The 25,022-nt window shown below is 73.1% G+C and carries 24 protein-coding genes and 1 pseudogene; 10 read left to right on the forward strand and 15 right to left on the reverse strand.

The window, feature by feature from the left end:
* Positions 1–114: 114 nt before the first annotated feature.
* The 3 genes and pseudogenes from ACRAKF_RS10860 (at position 115) to ACRAKF_RS10870 (ending at position 1,696) form a co-directional block, all read left to right on the forward strand.
* Complete coding sequence (locus tag ACRAKF_RS10860; protein WP_447036740.1) at positions 115–861, forward strand: 2'-5' RNA ligase family protein; 747 nt, start codon at positions 115–117, stop codon at positions 859–861.
* Positions 862–870: 9 nt separating this feature from the next.
* A pseudogene (locus ACRAKF_RS10865) lies at positions 871–972 on the forward strand (DUF3574 domain-containing protein); the annotation flags it as partial.
* A gap of 136 nt (positions 973–1,108) precedes the next feature.
* Positions 1,109–1,696 carry a DUF4291 domain-containing protein gene (locus ACRAKF_RS10870; RefSeq protein WP_447036741.1) on the forward strand — a complete coding sequence of 196 codons (588 nt, stop codon included), beginning with the start codon at positions 1,109–1,111 and terminating at the stop codon, positions 1,694–1,696.
* 72 nt (positions 1,697–1,768) lie between these two features.
* On the opposite strand, the gene ACRAKF_RS10875 is transcribed toward ACRAKF_RS10870, so the two are convergent.
* Positions 1,769–3,379: an SWIM zinc finger family protein gene (locus tag ACRAKF_RS10875; RefSeq protein ID WP_447036742.1), complete on the reverse strand. Its 1,611-nt coding sequence runs from the start codon at positions 3,377–3,379 to the stop codon at positions 1,769–1,771.
* The gene (locus tag ACRAKF_RS10880; RefSeq protein ID WP_447041917.1) at positions 3,376–6,396 is read right to left on the reverse strand and encodes a DEAD/DEAH box helicase; all 3,021 of its coding nucleotides are present in this window, start codon (positions 6,394–6,396) and stop codon (positions 3,376–3,378) included. Before ACRAKF_RS10880 ends, ACRAKF_RS10875 begins: the two co-directional genes overlap by 4 nt.
* A 179-nt stretch (positions 6,397–6,575) precedes the next feature.
* Between ACRAKF_RS10880 and ACRAKF_RS10885 the strand changes: the two genes are divergently transcribed.
* Together ACRAKF_RS10885 and ACRAKF_RS10890 are read left to right on the forward strand one after the other, a co-directional pair.
* Positions 6,576–7,031, forward strand: coding sequence for a RidA family protein (locus tag ACRAKF_RS10885; RefSeq protein WP_447036743.1), 456 nt, complete (start codon positions 6,576–6,578; stop codon positions 7,029–7,031).
* A complete protein-coding gene (locus tag ACRAKF_RS10890; protein WP_447036744.1) occupies positions 7,028–7,501 on the forward strand; it encodes an N-acetyltransferase family protein in 474 nt (157 codons plus the stop codon). The genes ACRAKF_RS10885 and ACRAKF_RS10890 overlap by 4 nt, the downstream gene beginning before the upstream one ends.
* On the opposite strand, the gene ACRAKF_RS10895 is transcribed toward ACRAKF_RS10890, so the two are convergent.
* The 4 genes from ACRAKF_RS10895 to ACRAKF_RS10910 form a co-directional block, all read right to left on the reverse strand.
* A complete protein-coding gene (locus ACRAKF_RS10895; protein ID WP_447036745.1) occupies positions 7,483–8,559 on the reverse strand; it encodes a glycoside hydrolase family 6 protein in 1,077 nt (358 codons plus the stop codon). The genes ACRAKF_RS10890 and ACRAKF_RS10895 overlap by 19 nt on opposite strands.
* 214 nt (positions 8,560–8,773) lie before the next feature.
* The gene (pip, locus tag ACRAKF_RS10900; RefSeq protein WP_447036746.1) at positions 8,774–9,724 is read right to left on the reverse strand and encodes a prolyl aminopeptidase; all 951 of its coding nucleotides are present in this window, start codon (positions 9,722–9,724) and stop codon (positions 8,774–8,776) included.
* 25 nt (positions 9,725–9,749) lie between these two features.
* The gene (locus ACRAKF_RS10905) at positions 9,750–10,886 is read right to left on the reverse strand and encodes a nitrate/nitrite transporter (RefSeq protein WP_447041919.1); all 1,137 of its coding nucleotides are present in this window, start codon (positions 10,884–10,886) and stop codon (positions 9,750–9,752) included.
* A gap of 147 nt (positions 10,887–11,033) precedes the next feature.
* Positions 11,034–11,756, reverse strand: a complete 723-nt coding sequence (locus ACRAKF_RS10910) for a uracil-DNA glycosylase (RefSeq protein WP_447036747.1) — start codon at positions 11,754–11,756, stop codon at positions 11,034–11,036.
* A gap of 118 nt (positions 11,757–11,874) precedes the next feature.
* Between ACRAKF_RS10910 and ACRAKF_RS10915 the strand changes: the two genes are divergently transcribed.
* Positions 11,875–12,309, forward strand: coding sequence for an RNA-binding S4 domain-containing protein (locus tag ACRAKF_RS10915; RefSeq protein ID WP_447036748.1), 435 nt, complete (start codon positions 11,875–11,877; stop codon positions 12,307–12,309).
* A 20-nt stretch (positions 12,310–12,329) separates the two neighbouring features.
* Here ACRAKF_RS10915 and ACRAKF_RS10920 read toward each other — a convergent pair whose 3' ends face one another.
* From ACRAKF_RS10920 to ACRAKF_RS10930, 3 genes are all read right to left on the reverse strand, one after another.
* Positions 12,330–12,809: a DoxX family protein gene (locus tag ACRAKF_RS10920; protein WP_447036749.1), complete on the reverse strand. Its 480-nt coding sequence runs from the start codon at positions 12,807–12,809 to the stop codon at positions 12,330–12,332.
* A gap of 179 nt (positions 12,810–12,988) precedes the next feature.
* Complete coding sequence (locus ACRAKF_RS10925) at positions 12,989–13,693, reverse strand: class I SAM-dependent methyltransferase (RefSeq protein WP_447036750.1); 705 nt, start codon at positions 13,691–13,693, stop codon at positions 12,989–12,991.
* A 57-nt stretch (positions 13,694–13,750) separates the two neighbouring features.
* Complete coding sequence (locus ACRAKF_RS10930) at positions 13,751–14,737, reverse strand: acyltransferase domain-containing protein (RefSeq protein ID WP_447036751.1); 987 nt, start codon at positions 14,735–14,737, stop codon at positions 13,751–13,753.
* 42 nt (positions 14,738–14,779) lie between these two features.
* Between ACRAKF_RS10930 and ACRAKF_RS10935 the strand changes: the two genes are divergently transcribed.
* Complete coding sequence (locus ACRAKF_RS10935) at positions 14,780–15,076, forward strand: DUF6343 family protein (RefSeq protein ID WP_447036752.1); 297 nt, start codon at positions 14,780–14,782, stop codon at positions 15,074–15,076.
* Positions 15,077–15,108: 32 nt separating this feature from the next.
* On the opposite strand, the gene ACRAKF_RS10940 is transcribed toward ACRAKF_RS10935, so the two are convergent.
* The 3 genes from ACRAKF_RS10940 to ACRAKF_RS10950 form a co-directional block, all read right to left on the reverse strand.
* Complete coding sequence (locus ACRAKF_RS10940; RefSeq protein WP_447036753.1) at positions 15,109–15,477, reverse strand: tetratricopeptide repeat protein; 369 nt, start codon at positions 15,475–15,477, stop codon at positions 15,109–15,111.
* Between the two features lie 93 nt (positions 15,478–15,570).
* Positions 15,571–16,170 carry a dephospho-CoA kinase gene (gene coaE / locus ACRAKF_RS10945; RefSeq protein ID WP_447036754.1) on the reverse strand — a complete coding sequence of 200 codons (600 nt, stop codon included), beginning with the start codon at positions 16,168–16,170 and terminating at the stop codon, positions 15,571–15,573.
* Between the two features lie 75 nt (positions 16,171–16,245).
* Complete coding sequence (locus ACRAKF_RS10950; protein WP_447036755.1) at positions 16,246–17,184, reverse strand: PAC2 family protein; 939 nt, start codon at positions 17,182–17,184, stop codon at positions 16,246–16,248.
* Positions 17,185–17,431: 247 nt separating this feature from the next.
* On the opposite strand from ACRAKF_RS10950, the gene ACRAKF_RS10955 reads away from it, so the two are divergent.
* Entirely contained in the window at positions 17,432–18,403 is a 972-nt protein-coding gene (locus ACRAKF_RS10955) for a right-handed parallel beta-helix repeat-containing protein (protein WP_447036756.1), read from the forward strand.
* Positions 18,404–18,492: 89 nt separating this feature from the next.
* On the opposite strand, the gene rpsA is transcribed toward ACRAKF_RS10955, so the two are convergent.
* Positions 18,493–20,019 carry a 30S ribosomal protein S1 gene (gene rpsA / locus ACRAKF_RS10960; protein ID WP_447036757.1) on the reverse strand — a complete coding sequence of 509 codons (1,527 nt, stop codon included), beginning with the start codon at positions 20,017–20,019 and terminating at the stop codon, positions 18,493–18,495.
* 364 nt (positions 20,020–20,383) lie between these two features.
* Here rpsA and ACRAKF_RS10965 point away from each other — a divergent pair, with 364 nt between their 5' ends.
* The gene (locus ACRAKF_RS10965; RefSeq protein WP_447036758.1) at positions 20,384–21,205 is read left to right on the forward strand and encodes a class I SAM-dependent methyltransferase; all 822 of its coding nucleotides are present in this window, start codon (positions 20,384–20,386) and stop codon (positions 21,203–21,205) included.
* A gap of 4 nt (positions 21,206–21,209) precedes the next feature.
* A complete protein-coding gene (hrpB, locus tag ACRAKF_RS10970) occupies positions 21,210–23,813 on the forward strand; it encodes an ATP-dependent helicase HrpB (protein ID WP_447036759.1) in 2,604 nt (867 codons plus the stop codon).
* Here hrpB and ACRAKF_RS10975 read toward each other — a convergent pair.
* Both ACRAKF_RS10975 and ACRAKF_RS10980 read right to left on the reverse strand, forming a co-directional pair.
* On the reverse strand, positions 23,803–24,801 hold the full coding sequence (locus ACRAKF_RS10975; protein WP_447036760.1) for a DUF3068 domain-containing protein: 999 nt from the start codon (positions 24,799–24,801) through the stop codon (positions 23,803–23,805). The genes hrpB and ACRAKF_RS10975 overlap by 11 nt on opposite strands.
* A 41-nt stretch (positions 24,802–24,842) precedes the next feature.
* Positions 24,843–24,977, reverse strand: a complete 135-nt coding sequence (locus ACRAKF_RS10980) for an SPW_0924 family protein (RefSeq protein ID WP_447036761.1) — start codon at positions 24,975–24,977, stop codon at positions 24,843–24,845.
* Positions 24,978–25,022: the final 45 nt, after the last annotated feature.

Raw genomic sequence — 25,022 nt, forward strand, 5'->3', positions numbered from 1 at the left:
GGTGGATGGGGTGTGGCTTCTGGGGCCGGGCCGGCGGGGTGTCCGTGACAGGATGGTTTGGGGAGAGCCGGACTTGCGGCTCCTTGGAGCCGAGGCGTGAGGGGCTGTGGGGCTGTGAGCACGACGGTGGCCTCGACGGCGGGGGGCTCGACGGCGCTACGGGTGGTGGGCGCCGCACCGGTCGTACACGGCTCCGCACCCGCCGGGCCGAGGCCGGACACGGTCCCTGAACCTGAGCCGGCGGTCGACGAACAGCCTGACCCCGGCTGGCCCGACCTCCCCGGCGACACGGTCCTGACGATCCGCGTCCCCGAGGCGGACGCCTTGATGAGGGCCGGTTTCCCGGCGCACGTCACGGTGCTCTACCCGTTCCTGAACGAGTCGCGCTTCGCGGTGCCGGGGCCGAGGCGGGCGCGGCCGGAGTCGCCGGAGCCGTCGGTGCCCCCGGAGCCGAGGTCCAGGTCGGTCCACGCGGAGTTGGCGGAAATCTTCGCGGCGCACGCCCCCTTCACCCTCACGTTCACGCGGTTCCGCCGCTATCCGGGGGTTCTCTACCTCCCCCCGGCCCCCGAAGCCCCCCTCCGCGCGCTCACCGAGGCCCTCACTACCCGCTGGCCCGAGGCCGTCCCCTACCGCGGGATCTTCGACCCGCCCCTGGCGCCCCATCTGACCCTCGCGAACCACGAGGGCCCGGAGACGTACGAGGCGGCCTACGACACCCTGGAGCGTGAACTCGCCCCTCACCTGCCGCTGGTCAGCCACGTGGAATCTGTCGATCTTCTCGTGACGGACGGCCCGGGCAAGGGCTGGCGGAAGCTCAGGACTTACCGGCTGGGTGAGGCGGGCAGGAATCCGGCCTGATGCCGGAACCAGGACGGGCGCGGGCAGTGGCGCGACTCCCACGGCAGGATCGAGCGGGAGCACTCGTACGAACTGATCCTGCTGTATCCGGTCGGTGAGACACGCAAGCGGGACGACCGCGGCGCCCCCGCCTCAACCGATGTTGCGCAGGTAGTCCCCGGGCCGGAGGGCCGGCGCTGGTCGTACGCCGGCGTCAGCCCCGGCAATTCGGTGGCGCGGCGGGCGCCGCCACCCGCACGCTGGCCCCATGACGAGCCACCAGATCCGCGCCCTGCACACCGAGTCGACGATCACGGTCTACCAGGCGTACGCCCCTGAAATCGGCGTCCCCGCGGCCCGCGACGGTCGTTTCCCCGCGGCCTGGAAACGGGACCGCATGACGTGGATCAAGCCGTCGTTCCTCTGGATGATGTACCGCTGCGGCTGGGCCACGAAGGAGGGGCAGCAGACCGTGCTGGCCGTCGAGATCACCCGCGAGGGTTTCGACTGGGCGCTGCGCCACGCATGCCTGTCCCACTACGTGCGCGGCCCGCATCCCGACGAAGCCGCTTGGAAGCGTGCCCTGCGCCAGTCCCCCGCCCGGGTCCAGTGGGACCCCGAGCGGGACCTCCACCTCAACGCCCTGCCCCACCGCTCGCTCCAGCTCGGCCTGGCGGGCGACGCGTCCCGCCGCTACGCGGACGAGTGGACCGTCTCGATCACGGACGTCACCGGACTGGCGCGGGACGTCCACGCCCTCGTACGCGCCGGAGACCTCTCGGCGGCCGCGGGACTGCTCCCCGCCGAGCGGCCGTATCCGGCGGGCGATGCCGAACTCGCCCATCTGCGGGCGTGACCGGGCGTGCCCCGGGGCGTGACCCGGGGCGTGACCCGGGGCGTGACCGGGCGGCGGGCCACGGCCAGGCCGTCATCCGCTGAGAACCGCCGTCAACGCGCCCACCACGTCCTCGTCCGCCTCTCCGTCCGGCCACCAGTCGTCCGCTCCCGGCTCGCTCTGGTACGGATACCAGCGGCCGTCCCTGCCGAAGCGGATCTGGAGGGTGCCCTCCGCGTTCGTGAGGCGGTTCCGGTGGATCGTCATGCGGGGGAGGTCCGCCGCCGTGAGGGCGCCACGGGCTCGGTCGAAGGGGCCCGCCGGGGGGTCCCAGGGGGATTCGAGGACCGCGAGGCCCTCCTCGCCGCCCTGTCGCCAGGCCGCCGCCGCTCGGGAGAGGTCGGCGGGGGTGCGGCCCACCGAACGGGCCAGCTCCGCGAACTGGCGGCTGAAGGTCCTGCGGCCCGTCAGCCCCGGGTGCGAGGCCGCCAGGCGGACCGCGTCGTGCCAGGGGGACGCTGCCGTGAACGGGTCCACGCCCGCGGTGAGGAACGCGTGGGCCCGGGCCGCCGCGTCCGTGATCAGGAACTCCAGGGACGCCGGATCCGGGGCGCCCGGCAGGGACGGCAGGACCGGGGGCTCACCCGGGTGCGCCGGAGGAGCCAACGGGGGTGGCAGGGCGCGCCGGACGTCCTTGGCGAGGGCGTCCCGAGCCGACGTTCCGGGCAGTCGCGGTGCCGGTCCGACGGAGGAGCCCGGCGGCTCTGGCCGGGCGGGCTCGGGCTCAGCCGGCTCGGGCTCGGTCGGCCGGGCAGGGGTGAGCCTCTCGACCGGGGGCGCCACCGGCTCCGCAGGCACGGGCCCCACCGGCTCCGCAGGCACGGGCCCCACCGGCTCCACGGGCGCGGGCTCCACCGGCTCCACGGGCGCGGGCTCCACCGGGGCGGGCTCCATAGCGTCCGCAGGGGTGGTCATCGAAGGGCCGCCAGGGGCGAAGTCCGGCTGTCCGACGGGGGCCGCCCCCGCCGGTACGGCGCCGCCCGTGGGCAGCCGCACGTCCTGCTGCTCCACCGCTGAGGCCCTCGCGTTGCGGTGGGCCAGTTCGTCCAGGACGTCGGACTCCTCGCCGCCGCGCAGGAGCAGCAGGACGAAGGGGTCGGCGTCCAGGAGGCGGGCCGTCTGGTAGGCCAGGGCCGCCGCGTGTTTGCAGGGGTGGCCGCGGTCCGGGCAGGTGCAGGAAGGGGACAGCTCGCGGGCGCCCGGGAGGAGGGGGACGTCCGCGTGGTCCGCCGCGTCCGCCAGGGCGTGCGGCATGTCCTTGTCCAGGAGGGCCGCGATGTGCGCGGGGTCGGCCGTCACCGCGTCCAGGAAGCGGTCCCAGTGTTCGGGCAGCATCGTGCGCAGGCGGATCTCCGCACGGTAGGGGCGGGGGCGGCTGCCGTGGACGTAGGCGACGATGCGGCCCGGCGCGACGGTGATGGTGTCGACCGCGCCGTCACGGGCATACGTCCGGCCGCGCGTCAGGCGGCCCTGGTCGAGGGCGCTCGCCTCCAGCGCGTCGATCCAGGCGTTGCCCCACCAGGTCGCGGCGAACGGAGCCTGGGGGTCGGGGTGCGGCGGCAGTGCGGGGAAGACGCGGCCGCTGCCCATGCGGCTCGTCTCGCTCATCCCGCTGGCCCAGCCCAGGCCGCCCCGGCGCTTCACGCCGCCCTCCGCAGCGCGACCAGGTCCGCCAGCTCCGTATCGGACAGTTCCGTGAGGGCGGATTCGCCGCCGTCGCCGAGCACCGCGTCCGCCAACGCCTGCTTCGCCGCGAGCAGTTCGGCGATGCGGTCCTCCACCGTGCCCTCCGTGATGAGGCGGTGCACCTGGACGGGCTGGGTCTGGCCGATGCGGTAGGCGCGGTCGGTGGCCTGCTCCTCGACCGCCGGGTTCCACCAGCGGTCGTAGTGGATGACGTGGCCCGCCCGCGTGAGGTTCAGGCCCGTGCCCGCCGCCTTCAGGGACAGGAGGAAGACCGGGACCTCGCCCGACTGGAAGCGGTCCACCATCTCCTCCCGCCGCGCGACCGGCGTGCCGCCGTGCAGGAGTTGGGTGCCGACGCCTCTGGCGGAGAGGTGGGCCTCCAGGAGGCGCGCCATCTCCACGTACTGCGTGAAGATCAGGACGGCGCCCGCGCTCTCCGATTCCGTGAGGATCGTGTCCAGGAGTTCGTCGAGGAGCTCCAGCTTGCCCGACCTCGGTCTGCCGGTGCGGGTGGTCAGCGCGCCGTCCTTCAGGTACTGCGCCGGGTGGTTGCAGATCTGCTTCAGCGCCATCAGCAGCTTCATCACGAGGCCGCGCCGCGCGATGCCCTTCGACGCCTCGATGCGGGCCAGCGTCTCGCGGACCACCGCCTCGTAGAGCGAGACCTGTTCGCGGGTGAGCGTGACCGGGTGGTCCGTCTCCGTCTTCGGGGGGAGCTCGGGGGCGATGCCCGGGTCGGACTTCTTGCGGCGGAGGAGGAAGGGGCGGACCAGGCGGGCCAGGCGGACCATCGCCTCGTCGTTCTCGGCGTTCTCCCCGCCCTCCACCAGACGCGCGTGCCGGGCGCGGAACGCCTTGAGGGGGCCGAGCAGCCCGGGTGTCGTCCAGTCGAGGAGGGCCCAGAGCTCGGAGAGGTTGTTCTCCACGGGGGTGCCGGTGAGGGCGACGCGGGCCGGGGAGGGGATGGTGCGCAGCGCCTTCGCCGTGGCCGCGTGCGGGTTCTTGACGTGCTGCGCCTCGTCGGCGACCACCAGGCCCCACGGCTGGGCGGCGAGGTCCGCGGCGCTCGTACGCATCGTGGCGTACGTGGTGAGGACGAAGCCGCCGGTCAGGTCCGCGAGGGTGCGGCCCTGGCCGTGGAAGCGGCGCACCGGCACGCCCGGCGCGAAGCGTTCGATCTCCCGCTGCCAGTTGCCGAGCAGCGAGGCGGGGCAGACCACCAGCGTCGGCGCGGGGTGCGCACGGTGGAGGTGCAGGGCGATCAGCGTGATCGTCTTGCCGAGGCCCATGTCGTCGGCGAGGCAGCCGCCGAGGCCCAGCGAGGTCATGCGGTCGAGCCAGGCGAGGCCCCGCAGTTGATAGTCGCGGAGCGTCGCGCGCAGGGCGGGTGGCTGGGCGACGGTGCCGAGGTCACCCGTCACTCGCTCGCGCAGCCCGGCCAGCGCGCCGACGGGCACGGCGGGCACCCGCTCGCCGTCGACCTCGGCCGTGCCGGTGAGCGCCACGGAGAGGACGTCCACCGGGTCAAGCAGTCCGAGGTCCCGCTTGCGTGCCTTGCGGACGATCTCGGGGTCGACCACCACCCACTGGTCGCGGAGGCGGACGACCGGGCGGTGCGCCTCGGCGAGGACGTCGAGCTCCGCCTCGGTCAGCGGGTCGTCGGCCTGGTCGCCGAGCGCGAGCTGCCAGCGGAACTCCAGGAGCTCCTCGGTCTTGAAGAAGTCGAAGTTGTCCGCGGCGGTGCCGGGTGCGGGGCGGACGACCGCCGTGGCGGTGAGGCCGCGCGTCAGCTCGCGCGGCCAGTGGACGGTCACGCCCGCCGCGCCGAGCCGGCCGGCCGTCGCGCCCAGAAGGTCGTACAGCTCCTCCTCGCTCAGGGGCAGCACGTCGGGCACGGGCCGTTCGAGCAGGCGGCCGAGCGGTGGCCATACGCGGGCCGCGCGCCGCACGGCGAGCAGGGTGTCCACCTTGGCGCGGGGGCCGAAGGGGTCCGCGCCTGCCCAGAGCTGGGAGGCGTCGGTGACGAGCGTGGGGTCGGCGAGGCTGTGCACCTGCACGACGGCCGCGGCGGGGCCGGCCACGGCCGCGCGGGAGACTTCGTCGGCCGCCGGGCCCGCCCCGCTCTCCCGAGCCACCGCCCCGCGCCCTTCATCGGCCCCGTCGAACACCTCGTGGGCCCGCAGGTCGAGCCGCAGCGACACCCGTACCCCGGCGTCGACCCCGGCCGCGACCTCCGCCGCCCAGTCCCGCACGCCCCTCAGCCGCTGCGGCTCGCGCGCGGCGAAGGGGGCGCCCACGGCGTGCACGGCGGCGGGCGTGCGCGGCAGGGCGTCGACCACCGCGTCCACGAAGGCCCTGACCAGGGCGGAAGGGTCGGGCAGCAGCAGCGGTCCGGCACCCGGCAGTGGCACGGCGTGCGCCTCGGCGGGCAGGGCCGCGGCGATGGCGCGGAGCTGGGCGACGTCGGTCTCGTCCAGTGGCCCCGCCCGCCAGGCGTCGAAGTCGCCCGCGGTGATCCCGGGCAGCAGCCTGCCGCGCGCGGCCAGGTGCAGGGCGTGCCGGGCGGCGGCACCCCAGCAGGCCGCGGCGGGATGCGGATGCGTGGCGCGCAGCAGCAGCGGCACGGCCTCGGCCACGGTCAGGAACAGCGCGGGGACGGTACGCGCGCGGGCCCCCTTGCCGTGCTGACGCGCGACAACGATCTCCCCCCGGACTCCCCCGCCCCAGCCCTCCCCCGGCCCCCCAGAGCCACCGGCCGACGCGCGATCACCGGATCCCCCAAAGCCCCCGGCCGCCTCACGACCACCGGACCCCCCGAAGCCACCCCCCGGCAGCTCTTCGCCATCCGCACGCCAGAACGCGAGGCGGCCCTGCCGCGGTACCTCCGCCGGGAGGAAGACGGCCGCGCAGGAGCGCACGAGCGCGGCATGGTCGGCCTCCGCCGCCTCTGCCGCCTTCGCCGTCACCGCCACCATCCCGCTCACTCTCCCGAAGCCCCTCGGCCCAGCTCAGGGCACCGGTTCCACACACCTGCCCCCACCGTTCGCCACCCTAGGCCAGACCACTGACAACGCCGCTCCGGCGCCGGAGCGGCGCCCGGCCCAGGGAGAAAAACCAGATGCGGCGGCGGCCCGGAGCACCGCATCATCCCTCCATGGTCCATCCCACACGCACCGTCGTCCCCACCCTCTTCCCGCCGCCCGGCTACGCGCACGCCGCCGTGGTCGAGGCCGGCACCCGCCTGGCCTTCATGGCAGGCTCCGTGCCCCTCGACCCGGCGGGGAATCTCGTCGGAGAGGGAGACATCACCCGCCAGACGGAGCAGGTCATCGCCAATCTCGACGAGGCCCTGCGCGCGGTGGGCAGCGACCTGTCGCAGGTGGTGGCCAGCACGGTGTACGTGGTGAGTGATCAGACCCCGGCGCTCAGCGAGGCCTGGGCGGTCGTCAGCGAATCCGCCCTGCACGCCGGGCCGCACACCTCGACGCTGCTCGGCACCACCTGCCTCGGCTATGCCGGTCAGCTCGTCGAGATAACGGCCACCGCCGTCATCCCCGACGACCCGGGGTCCGGTACCGGTACCACGCCCGGTACCGGGGAAGGCGCATGACCGTCCCGGTCGAGCTGCGCCCGGCCACCGGGTCCGACGGTGCCGCCGTCGCCGACGTCTACCTGCGCTCCTACGACGCCGCGCTGCCGACCGTGCGGCGCGCCCACGCCGACGACGAGGTGCGGGACTTCTTCGCGTACGTCGTGGTGCCGCGCGGCGGGACCTGGATCGCGGAGGCCGCGGGCGAGCCCGTCGGCATGATGGTGATCGAGGGCGACGAGCTGAGCCAGCTCTATCTCGCCCCCGAGTGGCGCGGGCACGGCATCGGCGACCGGTTCGTCGCCCTGGCGAAGGAGCGCAGCCCCGAGGGGCTCTCGCTCCGGACGTTCCAGGTCAACGCCCCGGCCCACCGTTTCTACGTACGCCATGGCTTCACCGAGGCGGAGCGGACGGACGGCTCCGGCAACGAGGAGCGCGAGCCGGACGTCCGCTTCGTCTGGCGGCCGGGATCTCAGGTGGCGTCCGGCTGAGCCTTGGCCCGTCGCGCCAGGCCGAGGGCGTACTCGGGCCACCACTGCCCGGCCTTCGGCCCGCCCCGGCACGTTCCGTCGGACTCGCCGGGCCGCTTGATCCACAGGTAGGCGTCGAGCGCGGGGTCGCCGGTCCTCGTGGTGGGCGGAGTGCCGAGCGCGCGGCCCGGCGGGTTGCACCAGGCTTCCGCACCCGTGTAGGGGCCGTTGCCGGCGCGGCTGCTGTCGATGACGAAGTGCACGCCACCGCCGAGCGCCCGGGAGAGCCGGTGGCCGTACGCGGTGCTCACCGCGTCCGTGTAGTAGTTGGCGACGTTCAGCGCGAAGCCGTCCGCCGCGGCGATCCCCGCGGCACGCAGCGGGGTGACCAGGCGGTGCACGTCGGGGATCCAGCCCGCGTTGCCGGCGTCGAGGTACACCTTGGTGTTCGGCACGCGCTTCAGGGTCCGCACCGCGTGGGCGAGCAGCTCGTACCGTTCGAAGGCGGCGGCTCCCGCGCAGCCCGCCACCATGTGCGCGACGGCGTCCGGCTCCACGATCACGTACGCGCCGGTGGTGCCGAGCCCGGCGGCGAACGCCTCGACATACCTGCGGTACTGGGCGGCGTCGCGGGCGCCGCCCGCGGAGTACGCCCCGCAGTCGCGGTGCGGGATGAAGTAGGCGACGAGGACGGCGGTACGGCCCTGCTTCGACGCCGCCGCCACCTGGGCCCGCACGGCGGCGCCGGGCTCCTCCTCGTTCAGCCAGACGGCCTGCGGGCGCTCGGCGATGCGCTCGATGACGCGGGCGTCGTCCAGCTTGCCCTGCCGTCGCCACTCGGCGGCCTGCCGGGCGGCGGCGCTGTCCGGCTCGACCCAGAAGGCACCGGCGCCCGCGCCCTCCCGTGCCGCGGGCCCGTCAGCCGCTCCCCCGCGTACCGCGCGCCCGGCGTCGGTGTCCGCGTATCCGGTGGCCGCCGCGCCAAGCAGGAGAACGGCGGCGAGCAGGGCGCGCGCGAGGAGACGCGGCCGGCTGCGGCCAAGAAGGGAACGGGCGCGGCTGGCGGGCTGTTCTGGCACCGGGTGCTCCACTTGCTCGGCGCCGGTCCTGCCCGGCGCGTTCCCCGGAGTCTGGGGCCGCCACGCCCCGGCGGTGGCGCCTCCCCCGCCGGGGCGGCGGCAGTTCGCCCCGGAGAATCACTCCGACGGCGGCGGCGCTCGCACGGCGTTCAGCGCCCCAAGTGCGCGCTCCCGGGCGGGGCTTGACACCTCTCCGTCACGCGGAGCCGGTCCGTCACTCCCGGAACCGGTCCGTCGCCGCCACCAGTTGGTCCGCGATCCCGAGCGCCCCCGCGTTGTGCCCCGCCTCGCCCACGAGGATAAGCTCGCTGTCGGGCCAGGCCTCGCGCAGCCGCCAGGGGATGCCCAGGAGGTTGCCGAAGTCCAGGCTGCCCTGGACGATCACGCCCCTGATACCGGCCAGCGAGGGCGCGTCCCGCAGGACGACCTCGTCGCCGCCCAGCCAGTGGTCGTTGGCGAAGTAGTGCGTGACGGTCCGCGCGAAACCGGCCCGGAAGGCCGCGTCCTCGTAGCGTGGGACGGACCTCGGCGGCGCCGGTGCGAACGCCGTCTCCCAGTCGGTCCAGGCCCGCGCGGCGGCGGCCCGTACCCCGGCGTCCGGCGATTCGAGCAGCCGGTTGTAGGCGGCGGCGAGATCCCCGTCCCGCTCGTCGGGCGGCACGCCGTCCCGGAACGCCCGCCACGGCTCGGGGAAGATCCGCCCGAGCCCGCGCGTGAGGAGCTCGACCTCGGCGCGGCTGCCCGTGGCGAGCCCCGTGAGGACCAGCTCCGCGACCCGGTCGGGGTGCGTCTGCGCGTACCTCAGTGCGAGGACGGAACCGAAGGAGACGCCCCACACCAGCCACTTCTCGATCCGCAGCTCGCGCCGGAGCAGCTCCAGATCGGCGAGCAGGTGCTTCATGGTGTTGACGCCCATGTCGGTCGCCGGGTCGCTCGCGTGCGGGGTCGAGCGGCCGCTGCCCCGCTGGTCGAGCAGGACGATCCGGTAGACGTCGGGGTCGAAGTAGCGGCGGAAGGAGGGCGTGCAGCCGGAGCCGGGGCCGCCGTGCAGCACCACGGCGGGTTTGCCGTGCGGGTTGCCGCAGACCTCCCAGTGGACGCGGTTGCCGTCGCCTACGTCGAGCATGCCGTGGTCGTGAGGTTCGATGTCCGGATAGAGGCCCATCGGGGCAGCCTAGACGCGGCCCCCGTCACTCCGCCTTGGCGATGCGCATGCGCCCGTAGGCATACACGCAGCCCGCGAGCGCCAGGTCGGAGAGGAGCATGAAGCCGATGGAGTACGAGTCCTTGGCGCTGTAGATGGCGCCCATGACCAGCGGCGGCAGGAACCCGCCGAGTCCGCCGACCGCGCCCACGATGCCGGTCACGGAGCCGACCTTGGGCTGGGGGGTGACCTGGGAGACGAGCGCGAAGACGCTGCCGCTCGCGGTGCCGAGGCCGGCCGCCATGAGCAGGAAGCAGATGGTGCCCAACGGGTTCAGCTTCGGGTCGAAGGCCTGTACGACGGCGAAGAGCGCGACCAGCGCGAGGGCGCCCGTGGTGACCGTGGCCGGGTGGAGACGGTCGGAGAGCCAGCCGCCGATGGGCCGGAAGATGACGGTGACCAGCGCGAACCCGGCCGCTTTGGTGCCCGCGTCGGTGGGCGAGAGGTCGTACCAGGTCTTCAGGTACGTGGGCAGGTACACGCCGAAGGCGACGATGCCGCCGAAGCCGATCGCGTAGAGCGCGGAGAGCTCCCAGGTGACCCGCAGCCGCCCCGCCTGCCCGAGGCGGGTGCCGAGGGAGTCGGTGGGCACGGGCCGGTCGGGGCGGTCGGTGAGGAGCAGCGCGCCGAGCACCGCGAAGGCCGCGAGCGCGATGGCCACGATGATGTACGGCAGGTTGTCGCCGTGCTCGGCGATGCGGGGCGTGAAGTAGCCGGAGAGCGCCACGCCGCCCATGCCCATGCCGAAGACGCCGAGCGCGAAGCCCCTGCGGGCCGGCGGGAACCAGGAGTTGACCAGCGGGATGCCGATGGCGAACGTGGTCCCGCCGAGGCCGAGCAGGAAGCCGACCACGAGCATCGCGCCGAAGCTGTTCCTGGCCGGGATGATCAGCAGCACCGGGATGATCGTGAGCGCCGAGACGAGCGGGAACATCAGCCGGGCGCCGTAGCGGTCGGTCAGGGCGCCGACCGGTACGCGCCCCAGCGAGCCGACGATCACCGGCACGGCGACCAGGAGCGACTGCTCGAAGGAGCTCAGGTTCAGCCGGTCCTTGAAGTCGCTGCCGAGCGGCGCCACCAGGTCCCACGCCCAGAAGGTGAGCGTGAAGCCGATGGTCGCCACGGCAAGGTTGCGGTACGCGGCTCCGGAGGGCTTCTGAGCGTGAGGGCCCGGGGCCGCGGCACCATCGCCCGGGGCCGCGGCACCGGAGGGCTTGGCTGCGCGCGTCTCGTCCACGATCTCAACGTAGGAAGCACCGCCCGGCGCGGCTCACTCTGCTGGGCCGTTCGGGTGCAGGCCCGCCTCGAAGGCCGCCGAACGCAGCACCTCCCGCAGCATCGCGGGCGTGAGGCGTCCCGTGAACGTGTTGCGCTGGCTGACGTGGAAGCAGCCGAAGACGTCGAGCGGCTCCTGCCCCTGGCCGCCCGCGAGCCGTACGTGCGCCCCGTGCCCGAAGACGGGGCGCGGCTTCGGCACCTGCCAGCCCGCCGCCGCGAAGGCGGGCAGCGCCGCCTGCCAGCCGAAGCCGCCGAGGACGACCACCGCCCTGAGGGTGGGGGTGAGCAGCTTCAGCTCGCTCACCAGCCAGGAGCGGCAGGTGTCGCGCTCCTCCGTGGTGGGTTTGTTGGCGGGCGGCGCGCAGTGCACGGGCGAGGTGATGCGGGTGCCGTACAGCGTCAGGCCGTCGTCGACGCTCTCGGCGGTGGGGCGGGAGGCGAGGCCGACGTCGTACAGCGCCGGGTAGAGGAACTCGCCCGAGCGGTCGCCCGTGAACATCCGTCCGGTGCGGTTCGCGCCGTGCGCGGCGGGCGCGAGGCCGACGATCAGGAGCGAGGCGTCGTGCGGGCCGAAGCCGGGCACCGGACGCCCCCAGTACGTCCAGTCCTCGAAGGCGGCCCGCTTGGTCCGCGCGACCTCCTCGCGCCACTCGACGAGGCGTGGGCAGGCGCGGCACCCGCTGATCCGCTGGTCAAGTTCGCTCAGGCCGTCCATGTACTCCACCGTACGTACCCGGGCGGACGGAGCGGATCACCGGCGGCCCGGCCCGCGGATATCGGACGGCTCACCGGAGGTGGGGTCCACCGCGCCGGGCCCGGTCTAAGGTCGGTGCATGGCTTCGGAGACTTCAGGCGGCGGCCAGGTCCGCACGCCGGACAGTGCGCGGACCGACGGGGGCACGGTGCGCGTGGACAGCTGGATATGGTCGGTCCGCCTCGTCAAGACGCGCTCCTCGGGCGGCGCCGCCTGCAAGGGCGGCCATGTGCGGGTCAACGGGGAGCGCGTCAAGCCCGCGTACGGCTTGCGCGTGGGCGACGAGGTGCGGCTGCGGCAGGCGGGCACCCGGGAGCGGATCGTCGTCGTCAAGCGCCTCATCCGCAAGCGCGTCGGCGCCCCGGTCGCCGTGGAGTGCTACGTCGACCAGTCCCCGCCGCCCCCGCCCCGCGAGGCCGTCGCCCCCGCGGGCATCCGCGACCGCGGCACCGGACGCCCCACGAAGCGCGACCGCCGCGAACTGGAACGGCTGCGCGGCGCCGAGGGGGGCTGAGGCCGCGGGGCGCGTCGGCGTCAGGGGCGCGGGGGGCTGAGGCGGGTCAGGAGCTTTGTCGTTTCCTCGCGGCGGGACCATGCGATCCAGGCCAGCGGGAGGATGAGGATCAGCGGGGTGGCCGCGTTCTCCCCGCCCATCGCCGTGAGCGTCACGATGAACGCGCCGACCATCAGCCCGACCAGTGCCGTCGCCGCGACGGAGGAGAGCAGCGGGAGCAGCAGCGCGATGCCGCCGAGCACTTCCAGCGCCCCGATCGTGTACATCCCGGGCGCGCCCCAGCCGAGCTTGTCGAAGGCCTCCACGGCGGTCGGGTGCGCGATCACCTTCGGCGCGCCGCTCGCGGCGGCGAAGAAGACGCCGAGCAGCACTTGAGCGGTGCGCAGGGCGACGCGGGCGCCGCGGCCGCGCGGGGCGGTGGACGCCGGGTCGACGGCGGTGGCAGTGGCGGATGCGGTGGCGGGTGCGGGGGCAGTGGAGGGTGCGGTGGTGGCGGTCATCGTGGTCTCCCTGGTGAGCGGCCGGCCGGCGTACCGCCGCCCTCCCGGGCTGCCGGTCTGCCGTGCTGTTCTGCTGTCACCTGGGTAGACGGAGCCGCCCCGCCGAACTCATCGCTCCCGCGGGTGCTTTCTCGCGGCAGCTTTCCCGCGGGACTCGGCCGGCTTCCCCCGCACGCCCGTCAAACCATCGGCACCGCCGCCACCCACGTGCGGTCGTCCGTCAGGTACGTGTCGACCTTCAGCCCCGCCTCCAGGAGTGCCTGCTCGAACTGCTCATCGGTGAGCGGGCGGGAGCGGAATGTCTGGGTCCAGACGGCGTCCGGGAAGACGTACTCCGCCGTGACCTCGTTCACGCCGTCGCCGACGGGCTTCGCCGACACGATACGGATGGTGCAGCCCCCCGCCTCGACACGCTCCCTCGGCAGGTCGGTGTGGTAGTCCGCCCCCTCACGCTGGATCAGGACCCGCCCGCCGTCCGTGACATGGGTGCGGCAGGCGCGCAGTATCCCCCGCCGCACGCTCTCGTCACCGGAGTGCACGAGGAACGACGCGAGCAGCACCACGGGGAACTTCTCGTCCAGGTCGAGCCGCTCGATGGCGCTCCGCACCGTCCGCACGGCACCGCCCAGCGCGGCGACCTTCTCCAGCATTTCGGCGGACTCGTCCACCGCCGTCACCCGGAAGCCCCGCTCCAGGAGTGGCCGTGTCACCCGGCCCGCCCCGCTGCCCAGCTCCAGGATGTGCGCACCGGGCGGCGCCACCCCGGCGACGACCTCGGGCTCGGCCCCGGCGGCCAGGCGCGCGTACAGCTCGACCGCGCAGCCGTCCGGCGTGAACGCGCCGGGGCCCGTCCCCTCATATCCCTCACGCATCTCGACGCTCATGACCCGCCAACGAAGCGCGCGGCGGGCCCGTTCCCCGTCGCCTCGGCCGCCGCACCGCTACAGCGGAAACCAGCCATGCCCTCCGTACCAGTGACCGCCCGCCCGCAGATGGTCGCCCACGGCCCGCTCCACGCGGGTACGCCTGGGCAGTTCGGCCACGGGGAGGTCCCGGTCGCCGAAGACGAAGGCGATGGGGTCGCCGTCCTGCGGCTCCCGCCCGTAGCCGCCCGCGAGGCGGAAACGCTCCTGGAAGCGGACGATGTTCGAATCCGCGGGCAGGTACTCCTTCAGCTGTGGGTCGAGCAGCCAGGAGTGGCAGACAGCTGTCTCATACTGTTCCTCGGGGAAGTGGCGCGCGAAGAACTGCCGTGCCATGTCCAGTGACCGGTCGCAGGCGTCCGGGGACAGCGCCCCTCGGAAGTCGGTGATGTGCAGGTCGAGGCAGGGGTCGCCGGGGCCCGCCCCGTGCCCGGCGGCGGCCGTCGCGCCGCCCGTCCGCTCGCCGAGGACCGCGCGCTGGAACTGCAGCCTGCCGAGCTGGTACAGCTCTCCGCGGAAGTGCAGGCCGGGCCAGCCCGGCACGAGGAGGCCGCGCCCGCCGCGCGCCCTGCGGTGCACCGCGAGGTGTCGCCCCAGGTCGGCGAGGGTGCGGCGCGAGACGTCGTCGGGGATGCCGCGGGCACGGTGGTAGGCCCTCACGTGCGGCAGCGCCGCCACGTACACGAACACGAAGTAGCAGCGGCCCAGCTCTCCCCAGGCCGCGGGCAGCTCCGGGGCCCTGCCGCCCCTGCCGACCGTGCCCATGCCGCGTACGAGGGCGTCCACGCAGCGGTCGAGCAGCCACCGCGCCTCCGGGTCTGCCATCAGCCGGCCGCGCAGTGCCACGAGGGCGTTGATGTCCTCGTGCGGTACGGCGAGGTCGAGCAGCACCTCGGGGAGCTCGTCGGCGTCGGGAAGCCGGGCCTCCGCTCGCGGCGGCCCGGCGCCCTCCAGCTCGTCGAGCCAGGCGGCCAGCCCTGCGTCCGACCTGAGCGCTTCCAGCATGTTCCCACCCGCTTTACCCTGGAATGGAGGAGACGACCGCTTATGACGCATACGAACCGCCACCCTCACCCGCATCCGCCCCGTACCGGCAGTGAACCGCTGACCGCGCGGAGCCCGCTCCGCATGCGCCTGTGGTTCAGCGTATGGGGTCTGATCTGGACCGCCTTCGGAACCGTGGCCTTCGCGCTCACCGGACGCACGGGCTGGGCGGTGGCGTGCGGGGTGCTGCTGCTCATCGTCCTGGCCGACCTGGCGTGGGTGGTGCACCGGATGCGCCAGGGCCCGCACTTCCAGCCGGGCCGCGACATCCCGCCGTACCGGCCACCGGACCCGCGTTAGCCCTCCTCGTCAGCCCGCGTCAGCCTTCGTCGTCAGCCCTCGTCGTCGAAGCGGGCCGCCGCCACGTACTCCGGCTGGGGGTCGAGCGCCGCCGCGAGGCGGAAGTGGCGCCGGGCGCGGTCGGGCTGCGCGCCGCGCTCGTAGGTCCGGGCGAGCGCGAAGTGCGCAAAGGCGTTGTCCGGCTCGCGCTCCAGGACGGTGTTGAACTCCAGCTCGGCGGCGCGCAATTGCGCGGAGGCGAAGAAGGCGCGCGCCCTCAGCAGCCTGGCCGCGGTGTTCTCGGGGTGGGCGGCGACGACCGTGTCGAGGAGCTTCACCGCACCGCGCGGATCTCGCGCGGCAAGGAGCTGCTCCGCCGCGCGGTAGTCGATGACATACGTTTCCGGGGTGATGTCGGGCACGCCGGACTCCTTCCCTCGCTCCCCCGCGCCAACGCCCGCCACAGCGGCATCTATTCCACGGGCACCGTACGCGACGTCATGGACGCCGCGACGTCATGGACGCGCCCTGCGTACGAGCTCCGCCCACACCTCGGCCACCCGCTCGGCGAGGCCCACCAGCGGCCCATCGTTGTCGATCACGATGTCCGCGGTCTCCAGGCGCTTCTCGCGCGTGGCCTGCGCGGCCATCCGCGCGCGGGCGTCCTCCTCGCTCATGCCGCGCAGCCGCACCAGACGGTCGAGCTGGGTTTCCGGGCGCGCGTCGACGACGACCACCAGGTCGTAGAGGGGCGCGAGGCCGTTCTCGGTGAGCAGCGGCACGTCGTGGACGACCACCGCGTCCTCGCCAGCGGAGCGTTCGAGTTCGGCGGAGCGGGCGCCGACGAGCGGGTGCACGATCGAGTTGAGCAAAGCGAGTTTCCCGGCGTCGGCGAAGACGACAGAGCCGAGCCTCGGCCGGTCCAGGGAGCCGTCGGGGGCGAGGATCTCCTCCCCGAAGGCTTCGACGACGGCCGCCAGCCCCGGAGTTCCCGGCTCCACCACCTCGCGCGCGATCTTGTCGGCGTCGATCAGGACGGCTCCGGACGCGACGAACAGCCGCGAGACTTCACTCTTGCCGGCGCCGATCCCGCCGGTCAGGCCCACCTTCAGCATGACCGGCAGCTTAGGCCCTGGGTCCGACACCGGCTCCGGGGCCCCGGGTCCGGCACCGGCCCCGGTGCCCTGATGTCACGCCTCGCCCTCCCGCTCGGCGAGGAAGCGTTCGAATTCGCGGCCGATCTCGTCGGCGGAGGGGATGTCGGCCGGTTCGGCCAGCATGTTGCCCCGGTCCTGGGCTCCCGCGGCGGCGTCGTACTGGTGCTCAAGGCCCTGGATCAGCGCGACCAGTTCCTCGTCGCCCTCCTGGATCTGCCGGTCGATCTCGGTCTGGGTGCGGTGCGCCTCGGTGCGCAGTCCGTGCGCGGCGCCGGGCAGCACCAGGCCGGTCGCGGCGGTGATCGTCTCGAGGACGGTGAGGGCCGCGTCCGGGTAGGCGGAGCGGGCGATGTAGTGCGGGACGTGGGCGGCGAGGCCGAGCACGTCGTGCCCCGCCTCCAGGAGGCGGTACTCCACCAGGGAGGCCGCGCTCCCCGGCACCTGCGCCTCCTCGAACGGGCTCCGGTGGCCGGGCACCAGGTCGGTGCGGTTGCCGTGCGGGGTGAGGCCCACGGGGCGGGTGTGCGGCACGCCCATGGGGATGCCGTGGAAGTTCACCGCGAGGCGCACGCCGAGCCGCTCCACGACCTCCTTGACGGCCGCCGCGAACCTCTCCCACTCGATGTCGGGCTCGGGCCCGGCCAGGAGCAGGAAGGGCGCACCGGTGGCGTCCTGCAACAGGCGGACCTCCAGCGTCGGGACCTCGTAGTCGGTCCAGCGGTCGCGCCGGAAGGTGAGCAGTGGACGGCGGGCGCGGTAGTCGACGAGCCGGTCGTGGTCGAACCGCGCCACCACCTGCCCGGGAAGGCTGTCGGTCAGGCGCTCGACGATCTGGTCGCCGGTTTCGCCCGCATCGATGTAGCCGTCGAAGTGGTAGAGCATGACAAGACCGGCCGACTCCTGTGCCAGCGCCATGTCGACGACGGCCAGGCCCTTCGGCTCCCATGCGTACAAACCCTGCGGATCAAGCACTGTGACCGCTCCTCCTCGTGTTCGTGGAGAAGAACACGCGGAACGGCACGGGCATTCCCGACGGCCGCCCGATTCGTCTGTGCGAATGCCCTTACAGGGGTGCGCAGTTCAGCCACGGACCGCTGACAGACACCTCTGGTCCATACCTTGACGCGGACATGCCGCACCTTTACGTTCATGTGCACACTCGGTGTTCACGTACAAGAACCGTACGGGAGCGCCCTCACCGGACGGGAAGGCCACCCCCATGCGCACCCGACGAACACTGCTCACCACCCTGTTGACCACGACGGCCGTCACCGCGGGCCTGGCCGCGAGCGCGAGCGCCGCACCCGGCGCGGTGCCCGCGCGGACCATCGAGGTGTCCACCGCCGCCCAGCTCAAGGCGGCCCTCGCCGGCGCCTCGCCCGGCGACACGGTCCACCTGGCCGACGGAAGCTACTCCGGGAACTTCAAGACCTCGGTGGCGGCGAGCGCCGGCTCGCGCATCACGCTGACCGGTTCCTCGAAGGCGGTGCTGAAGGCGGGCGGCGGCTACGGACTGCACCTGAACGGAGCCGCCTACTGGACGGTGAAGGGCATCACCGTCACCGGCGGCCAGAAGGGCATCATGATCGACTCGGCCCGCGGCGTCGTCGTGGACACCGTCACGGTGCACGGCCTGGACATGGAGGGCCTCCACTTCCGCAAGTCGAGCCGCGACGGAGTGATCAGGAACTCGCGCGTCCACGACACCGGCAACGACGGCCGCGGCATGGGAGAGGGCATCTACGTAGGCACCGCCAACACGCTCTCCGACAAGAGCGACAACGTCCAGATCCTCGGCAACACGATCGGCCCGGACGTCGGCGGCGAGGCGGTCGACATCAAGGAGGGCACCACGGGCGGCAAGGTCTCGGGCAACACCTTCGACGGCAAGGGCCTGACGGGGGCCCACTACGACGACTCGTGGATCGACGTGAAGGGCAATGACTACGTCATCGAGAACAACACCGGCAAGAACACCACGAACAACGGCTACGAGACCCACTCCCAGCAGCCCGGCTGGGGCTGCGGCACGGTCTTCCGCGGCAACAGGTCCACGCTGACGGGCGCGACGGGCGACAAGCGGCTCGCCATCAACGTGACGAACCAGAGCGGCGACTGCCGGACGACGGTCTACGCGAGCAACACGGTGACCGGCGGCAGGGGCCTGACGAACATAGCGGTCACGCCGTAGCCCGACCGGCAGACACGAAGCGGGCCCGCACCTCCCGGAAGGGAGGTACGGGCCCGCGACGTTGTTCAGCTACCGCCTAGGGGCGAGCCTCAGCTCTGGCCACCCGCGAGCTTCTCGCGAAGCGCGGCAAGCGCCTCGTCCGAAGCCAGGGCGCCGGAGTTGTCGTCCGACTCCGAGGAGTACGAACCGCCACCGCCGCCACCGCCACCGCTGGTGCCGGCGGCCGGAGCCGCGCCACCGGGAGCCGTGACACCCTCGGCCTCGGCCTGAGCGTCGGCCTCGCGGGACTTGATGACCTGAGCCTGGTGCTGCTCGAAGCGCGACTGCGCCTCGGCGTACTGGGTCTCCCAGGCCTCGCGCTGGGTCTCGTAGCCCTCGAGCCAGTCGTTGGTCTCGGGGTCGAAGCCCTCGGGGTAGATGTAGTTGCCCTGGTCGTCGTAGGACGCGGCCATGCCGTACAGGGTCGGGTCGAACTCGACGGCCGACGGGTCGGCGCCGAAGGACTCGTTGGCCTGCTTCAGCGACAGCGAGATCCGGCGACGCTCGAGGTCGATGTCGATGACCTTGACGAAGATCTCGTCGTTGACCTGGACGACCTGCTCCGGGATCTCCACGTGGCGCTCGGCCAGCTCGGAGATGTGGACCAGGCCCTCGATGCCCTCGTCGACGCGCACGAACGCACCGAACGGAACGAGCTTGGTGACCTTACCGGGAACAACCTGCCCGATCTGGTGCGTGCGGGCGAACTGCTGCCACGGGTCTTCCTGCGTCGCCTTGAGCGACAGGGAGACACGCTCGCGGTCCATGTCCACGTCGAGAACCTCGACGGTGACTTCCTGGCCGACCTCGACAACCTCGGAGGGGTGGTCGATGTGCTTCCAGGAGAGCTCGGAGACGTGCACGAGACCGTCGACGCCGCCGAGGTCCACGAACGCACCGAAGTTGACGATCGAGGAAACGACGCCGGAGCGGACCTGACCCTTCTGCAGGGTCGTGAGGAAGGTCTGACGGACCTCGCTCTGAGTCTGCTCGAGCCAGGCACGGCGGGACAGGACCACGTTGTTGCGGTTCTTGTCCAGCTCGATGATCTTGGCCTCGAGCTCCTTGCCCACGTAGGGCTGGAGGTCGCGGACGCGGCGCATCTCGACGAGGGAAGCCGGCAGGAAGCCACGGAGGCCGATGTCGAGGATGAGACCACCCTTGACGACCTCGATGACCGTACCGGTGACGATGCCGTCTTCTTCCTTGATCTTCTCGATCGTGCCCCAGGCGCGCTCGTACTGCGCACGCTTCTTGGACAGGATCAGACGGCCTTCCTTGTCCTCCTTCTGGAGAACCAGGGCCTCGATCTCGTCGCCGACCTTGACGACCTCGTTCGGGTCGACGTCGTGCTTGATCGAGAGCTCGCGGCTCGGGATGACGCCTTCGGTCTTGTAACCGATGTCGAGCAGGACCTCGTCCCGGTCGACCTTCACGATGACGCCGTCGACGATGTCGCCGTCGTTGAAGTACTTGATCGTCTCGTCGATCGCGGCGAGGAAGGCTTCCTCGTTACCGATGTCGTTGACCGCTACCTGCGGGGTGGTGGAAGCGGTGGTCTCGGTGCTGCTCGTCATGTGGGTAAGGGCTCCGGTACGGACAGTGAGTCGTAGGTACTGCTAGCGCCGGAGCCGATTTCGCTCTGAAGAAGCCGGACAGCCTGGAAGCACCGATTCCTGAGTTTCCGAAGAAACGGAAGGCACCTCGACAACCGAGGGGACATGCAACAGATGCGAGCGCATCCTGCTATGTCTGAGGACAGCAGGCTCGCAGCGCAACTTGTAGCATACGGGGGCAGCCGGACAGGGTCAATGCGCGAAGGCGCACACCCGGGGCGGATCGCCGCATACCCGGCACAAAACCTGTCACCTGAGGCCACACGGGCCGCACCGCGCCCCCTTCGCGCCCCGGGCTCGACGGAAGAAACGAAAGATTACGACGATGGAGCCGATCATCCAAGAGTCCGAACCACTCGAACCGGAAGCCACCCGCCGCCACGCCGACATCACCGAGAGCAGCCGCGCCAACCGCGGCTGGTGGGACCGGAACGCCGACGACTACCAGGTCGAGCACGGCACGTTCCTCGGCGACGACCGCTTCGTGTGGGGCCCCGAAGGGCTCGACGAGGTAGAGGCGGAGCTTCTCGGCCCGCCGGAGGAGCTGAAGGACAAGGACATCCTGGAGATCGGCGCCGGCGCCGCCCAGTGCTCGCGCTGGCTGCTCTCCCAGGGTGCCAGGCCCGTCGCCCTCGACCTCTCGCACCGCCAGCTCCAGCACGCGCTGCGGATCGGCGGCTCCGTGCCGCTGGTCCAGGCCGACGCGGGGGTGCTGCCCTTCCAGGACGGCTCCTTCGACCTGGCCTGTTCCGCCTACGGCGCGCTGCCCTTCGTCGCCGACCCGGTCCTCGTCCTCAAGGACGTGCACCGTGTGCTGCGGCCCGGCGGCCGGTTCGTCTTCTCCGCCACCCACCCCATGCGCTGGGCCTTCCCCGACGAGCCGGGCCCCGAGGGCCTCTCCGTAGGAGCCTCCTACTTCGACCGCACTCCTTACGTGGAGCAGGACGAGGAGGGGAACGCCGTCTATGTGGAGCACCACAGGACCATCGGCGACCGGGTCCGGGACATCGTGGCGGGCGGCTTCCGCCTCGTCGACATCGTGGAGCCTGAGTGGCCGGCCTGGAACACGCAGGAGTGGGGCGGCTGGTCCCCGCTGCGCGGCAACCTGATCCCGGGTACGGCCATCTACGTATGCGTACGAGACTGACCGGGTGATCCCTGACGCCGCCGCCCTGAACCTGCCCGTACGCGAAGCGCTGCCCGCCCTCCGTGCCGCTCTGGAGGGTCCCGGCAGCGCGGTGCTCTGCGCACCGCCCGGCACCGGCAAGACGACGCTGGTGCCCCTCGCGCTCGCGGGCCTGCTCGACCTGCCGGGCGCCTTCACCGGTGTACGCCGTGTCGTCGTCGCCGAGCCCCGGCGGATCGCCGCACGGGCCGCCGCGCGGCGGATGGCGTGGCTGCTGGGCGAGAAGGTGGGCGACCGCGTCGGCTACACCGTGCGCGGTGAGCGCGTGGTGGGCCCCTCCACGCGCGTGGAGGTCGTCACGACGGGCGTCCTGCTCCAGCGGCTCCAACGGGACCAGGAGCTGACCGGCGTCGACGTCGTGATCATCGACGAGTGCCATGAGCGGCATCTGGACGCCGACACCGTGGCGGCCTTCCTCGTCGACGTACGGGCGGCGCTCCGGCCCGAGCTGCGCCTGGTGGCCGCCTCCGCGACGACCGACGCGGCGGGCTGGGCGCGGGTCCTCGGGGACGCGCCCGTGGTGGAGGCGCGGGGAATCACCCATCCCGTAGAGGTGGTCTGGGCGCCGCCCGCGGCTCCCGTACGGCCGCCGCACGGCATGCGTGTCGACCCCGCGCTGCTCACGCATGTGGCGTCGGTGGTGCGGCGGGCCCTCGCCGAGCGGGACGGGGACGTCCTGTGCTTCCTGCCGGGGGTCGGCGAGATCGCGCGGGTGGCCGGGCAACTGGGCGGCCTCGCGGACGTGGAGGTGCTCCAGGTGCACGGGCGGGCTCCCGCCGCCGTGCAGGACGCGGTCCTGGCCGGGGCGGCGGGCCGCAGGGTCGTGCTCGCCACGTCCGTGGCCGAGTCGTCGTTGACGGTGCCCGGGGTGCGGGTGGTCGTGGACTCCGGCCTCGCGCGCGAGCCGCGCGTCGACCACGCGCGCGGGCTGAGCGCGCTCGCGACGGTGCGCGCCTCGCAGGCGGCCGGGCGGCAGCGCGCGGGCCGGGCGGGCCGTGAGGCGCCGGGAGCCGTGTACCGCTGCTGGGCGGAGGCCGAGGACGGGCGTCTGCCGCGCTTTCCCGCGCCGGAGATCAAGGTGGCCGACCTCGCCGCGTTCGCCCTCCAGACGGCGTGCTGGGGCGATCCTGACGCCTCCGGGCTCGCCCTGCTCGACCCCCCGCCCGGGGGTGCGATGGCTGCGGCGCGGGGCGTGCTCGCCGCGGTCGGCGCGGTGGACGCGGGGACGGGACGGGTCACGGAGCGGGGCGGCCGGCTGGCCCGGGTGGGCCTGCACCCCCGCCTGGCCCGCGCCCTCCTCGACGCGGCGCCCCTCGTGGGCACGCGCAGGGCCGCGGAGGTCGTCGCCCTGCTGAGCGAGGAACCACCGCGGGAGTACGGGGACGACCTCGGCGCGGCGTGGCGGGCGGCCCGGCGGGGCGGGGACGGGTACGCGGGGCGCTGGCGCAGGGAGACGGGACGGCTGGCCTCGGCGGCAGCCTCCGGCTCGGGGCGCTCGGGGGACTCGGGGGGCTCGGCGGTCTCGGGGGACTCGGGGGACTCGGGGGGTGAGGCCGGGGCCGGTGGTGTCGTGGCCGCGTTGGCCTTTCCGGAGCGGGTGGCTCGGCACGTCGGCGGCGGGGCCTATCTCATGGTCAACGGAACCCGCGCCGAGCTGCGGCCCGGCTCGGCGCTGACCGGCGCCCCCTGGCTGGCCGTGGCCGCGGCGGACCGCCCCGTCGGCGCCGGCCACGCGCGCGTGCTTCTGGGCGCGGCCATCGACGAGGGGGTTGCCCGGAGCGCCGCGGCGGCGCTGTGCCGTGCGGGGGACGAGGTGGCCTGGGCCGGTGGCGATCTGGTGGCGCGGCATGTCGAGTACCTCGGGGCGGTGGAGCTGAGCGCCCGCCCGATCCGTGACCCGGACCCCCATCTCGTACGAGAAGGTCTGTTGAGCGGCCTGCGGGACGAAGGCACCGGGCTGCTGAAGTGGTCCCGCGGCGCGCGCGAGCTGCGGGAGCGGCTGGCTTTCCTGCACCGGCACCTCGGCGCGCCCTGGCCCGACGTGTCGGAGGACGCCCTCCACGCGCGCGTGGACGAGTGGCTGGAGCCCGAGCTGTCGCGGGCGCGGCGCCGTTCCGACCTCGGCCGGATCGACGCGGGGCAGGGCCTCGCCCGGCTGCTTCCGTGGGCCGGCGGCCAGGCCGCGCGCCTGGACGAGCTGGCCCCCGAGCGGCTGGAGGTGCCGAGCGGGTCGCGGGTACGGCTCGACTACGCCGATCCCGAGCGGCCCGTCCTCGCGGTGAAGCTCCAGGAGATGTTCGGCCTCGCGACGACCCCGCGGATCGCGGACGGAACCGTTCCCGTCCAGGTCCACCTGCTCTCCCCCGCGGGGCGCCCCGCCGCCGTCACGGCCGACCTCGCCTCGTTCTGGCGCGAGGGCTACCGCGCGGTCCGCGCCGAGCTGCGCGGCCGGTATCCGAAGCATCCCTGGCCCGAGGACCCCGCCGCCGCCGAGCCGACCCGCTACACCAAGGCCCGCCAGGCGCGCCGTGACGCCGGGGAGAGCCGGCAGGAGTCCCCTAGGCGTTGACCGGTGCCGGCTCGGGGTCGCTGGAAGCCGTCGGCTCGGGGCCGCCGCGCCTGCGGCCGCGCGCCTCCAGCCAGAGCGAGAGCGCGAACAGGAGCAGCCCGAGTCCGAGGAAGCCCCAGGGCAGGTACGAGGTCAGCAGGAGCACCAGGACGCGCTGGGACGTGACCAGGTCGACCGTGTGCTCGATGTAGTCCTCGCGCATCTTGACGTGCCCCTCGAAGACCGTGAGCTTGTCGCGGTCGCCCAGGAGCGTGCCGCCGCGCAGCTCGTTCTTCTGGATCTCCTCGCCGTAGACGGGCGCTCCGGTGGTCGGCTCGACCCAGAACTTGCGGACGGTGGTGTACCAGCGCGTGGTGCCGGTCTTGGAGAGCGATTCCGGGGTGATGCCCTTGACCGGCATCGTCTTGGGGAAGGGGACCTTCGTCCAGGGGATCGTCTGCTCGAAGTAGTAGACCTCCACGCCCCGGAAATTCCGCGTCCCCTGGTAGTGGATGGGCTTGGTGACGCGGGCCTGCGCGTCGAAGTACTCGTAGTCCCGCTTCTCGGTCAGGAACGGCCACTTGAACTCGATGCCCTGGCGCTTGACCGGGTCCCCGTCGACGGACTCCCCGGTGGCGTGCACGGGCTCCTGGCTGTGCGCGTCGAAGATGTAGCGCTCGGGGATCTTGGAGACCATCTTGCCGTCGCCGTCCTCGATGTAGCTGAGGGTGTCCCAGACGACGACATCGCGGTCGGTGCTCTTCTCGATCTTCTCCGAGGCCTCCACGTTGCCCTTGAGGGTCTGCACGATGGTGACCTTGTCGACTTTCTCGGCCGTCATCGAGCCGTAGTCGATCAGGGTCGGGTTCTTCGCCTCCAGGACCGCGTCCTGGTACTGGCCCGGCGGGATCTTCGCGAGGCGCGGGAAGGCGTACCAGCGCATGAGCGGGGACATGGCCGTGAAGAACACGGCGAAGGCGAGCAGAACGAGTCCGGCCTTGCGGCGCATCGCGGCGACCCTCCCTACGTCTACGGGGTTCGGGGCTGTGGCTACGGGTGCTCGGGCACCGTCGTGAGCAGCGGCTCGGGTGACGTCTCGCCCGGCGGGGCGCCGAGCGCCGTGACCGTCAGGACCAGGGCGAACGCGGCCGCGAGACCGATGGCGGCGGCGATGAGGGCACGCATACGGGACCTGGACCTCCCTGGCCGGTGTCCGGCCGAAACTGATAG

Source organism: Streptomyces sp. DSM 118878, from assembly GCF_052936595.1.

Bases quoted from the DNA above. Each gene is read 5' to 3' on its own strand.
- ACRAKF_RS10880 (WP_447041917.1), bottom strand. From the start codon at position 6,396: ATGGTGGCGGTGACGGCGAAGGCGGCAGAGGCGGCGGAGGCCGACCAT.
- ACRAKF_RS10910 (WP_447036747.1), bottom strand. From the start codon at position 11,756: ATGGACGGCCTGAGCGAACTTGACCAGCGGATCAGCGGGTGCCGCGCC.
- ACRAKF_RS10935 (WP_447036752.1), top strand. From the start codon at position 14,780: ATGACGCATACGAACCGCCACCCTCACCCGCATCCGCCCCGTACCGGC.
- ACRAKF_RS10885 (WP_447036743.1), top strand. From the start codon at position 6,576: ATGGTCCATCCCACACGCACCGTCGTCCCCACCCTCTTCCCGCCGCCC.
- ACRAKF_RS10930 (WP_447036751.1), bottom strand. From the start codon at position 14,737: ATGCTGGAAGCGCTCAGGTCGGACGCAGGGCTGGCCGCCTGGCTCGAC.
- ACRAKF_RS10925 (WP_447036750.1), bottom strand. From the start codon at position 13,693: ATGAGCGTCGAGATGCGTGAGGGATATGAGGGGACGGGCCCCGGCGCG.
- pip (WP_447036746.1), bottom strand. From the start codon at position 9,724: ATGGGCCTCTATCCGGACATCGAACCTCACGACCACGGCATGCTCGAC.
- ACRAKF_RS10870 (WP_447036741.1), top strand. From the start codon at position 1,109: ATGACGAGCCACCAGATCCGCGCCCTGCACACCGAGTCGACGATCACG.
- ACRAKF_RS10890 (WP_447036744.1), top strand. From the start codon at position 7,028: ATGACCGTCCCGGTCGAGCTGCGCCCGGCCACCGGGTCCGACGGTGCC.
- ACRAKF_RS10975 (WP_447036760.1), bottom strand. From the start codon at position 24,801: ATGCGCCGCAAGGCCGGACTCGTTCTGCTCGCCTTCGCCGTGTTCTTC.
- ACRAKF_RS10965 (WP_447036758.1), top strand. From the start codon at position 20,384: ATGGAGCCGATCATCCAAGAGTCCGAACCACTCGAACCGGAAGCCACC.
- ACRAKF_RS10915 (WP_447036748.1), top strand. From the start codon at position 11,875: ATGGCTTCGGAGACTTCAGGCGGCGGCCAGGTCCGCACGCCGGACAGT.
- ACRAKF_RS10980 (WP_447036761.1), bottom strand. From the start codon at position 24,977: ATGCGTGCCCTCATCGCCGCCGCCATCGGTCTCGCGGCCGCGTTCGCC.
- coaE (WP_447036754.1), bottom strand. From the start codon at position 16,170: ATGCTGAAGGTGGGCCTGACCGGCGGGATCGGCGCCGGCAAGAGTGAA.
- ACRAKF_RS10955 (WP_447036756.1), top strand. From the start codon at position 17,432: ATGCGCACCCGACGAACACTGCTCACCACCCTGTTGACCACGACGGCC.
- rpsA (WP_447036757.1), bottom strand. From the start codon at position 20,019: ATGACGAGCAGCACCGAGACCACCGCTTCCACCACCCCGCAGGTAGCG.
- ACRAKF_RS10920 (WP_447036749.1), bottom strand. From the start codon at position 12,809: ATGACCGCCACCACCGCACCCTCCACTGCCCCCGCACCCGCCACCGCA.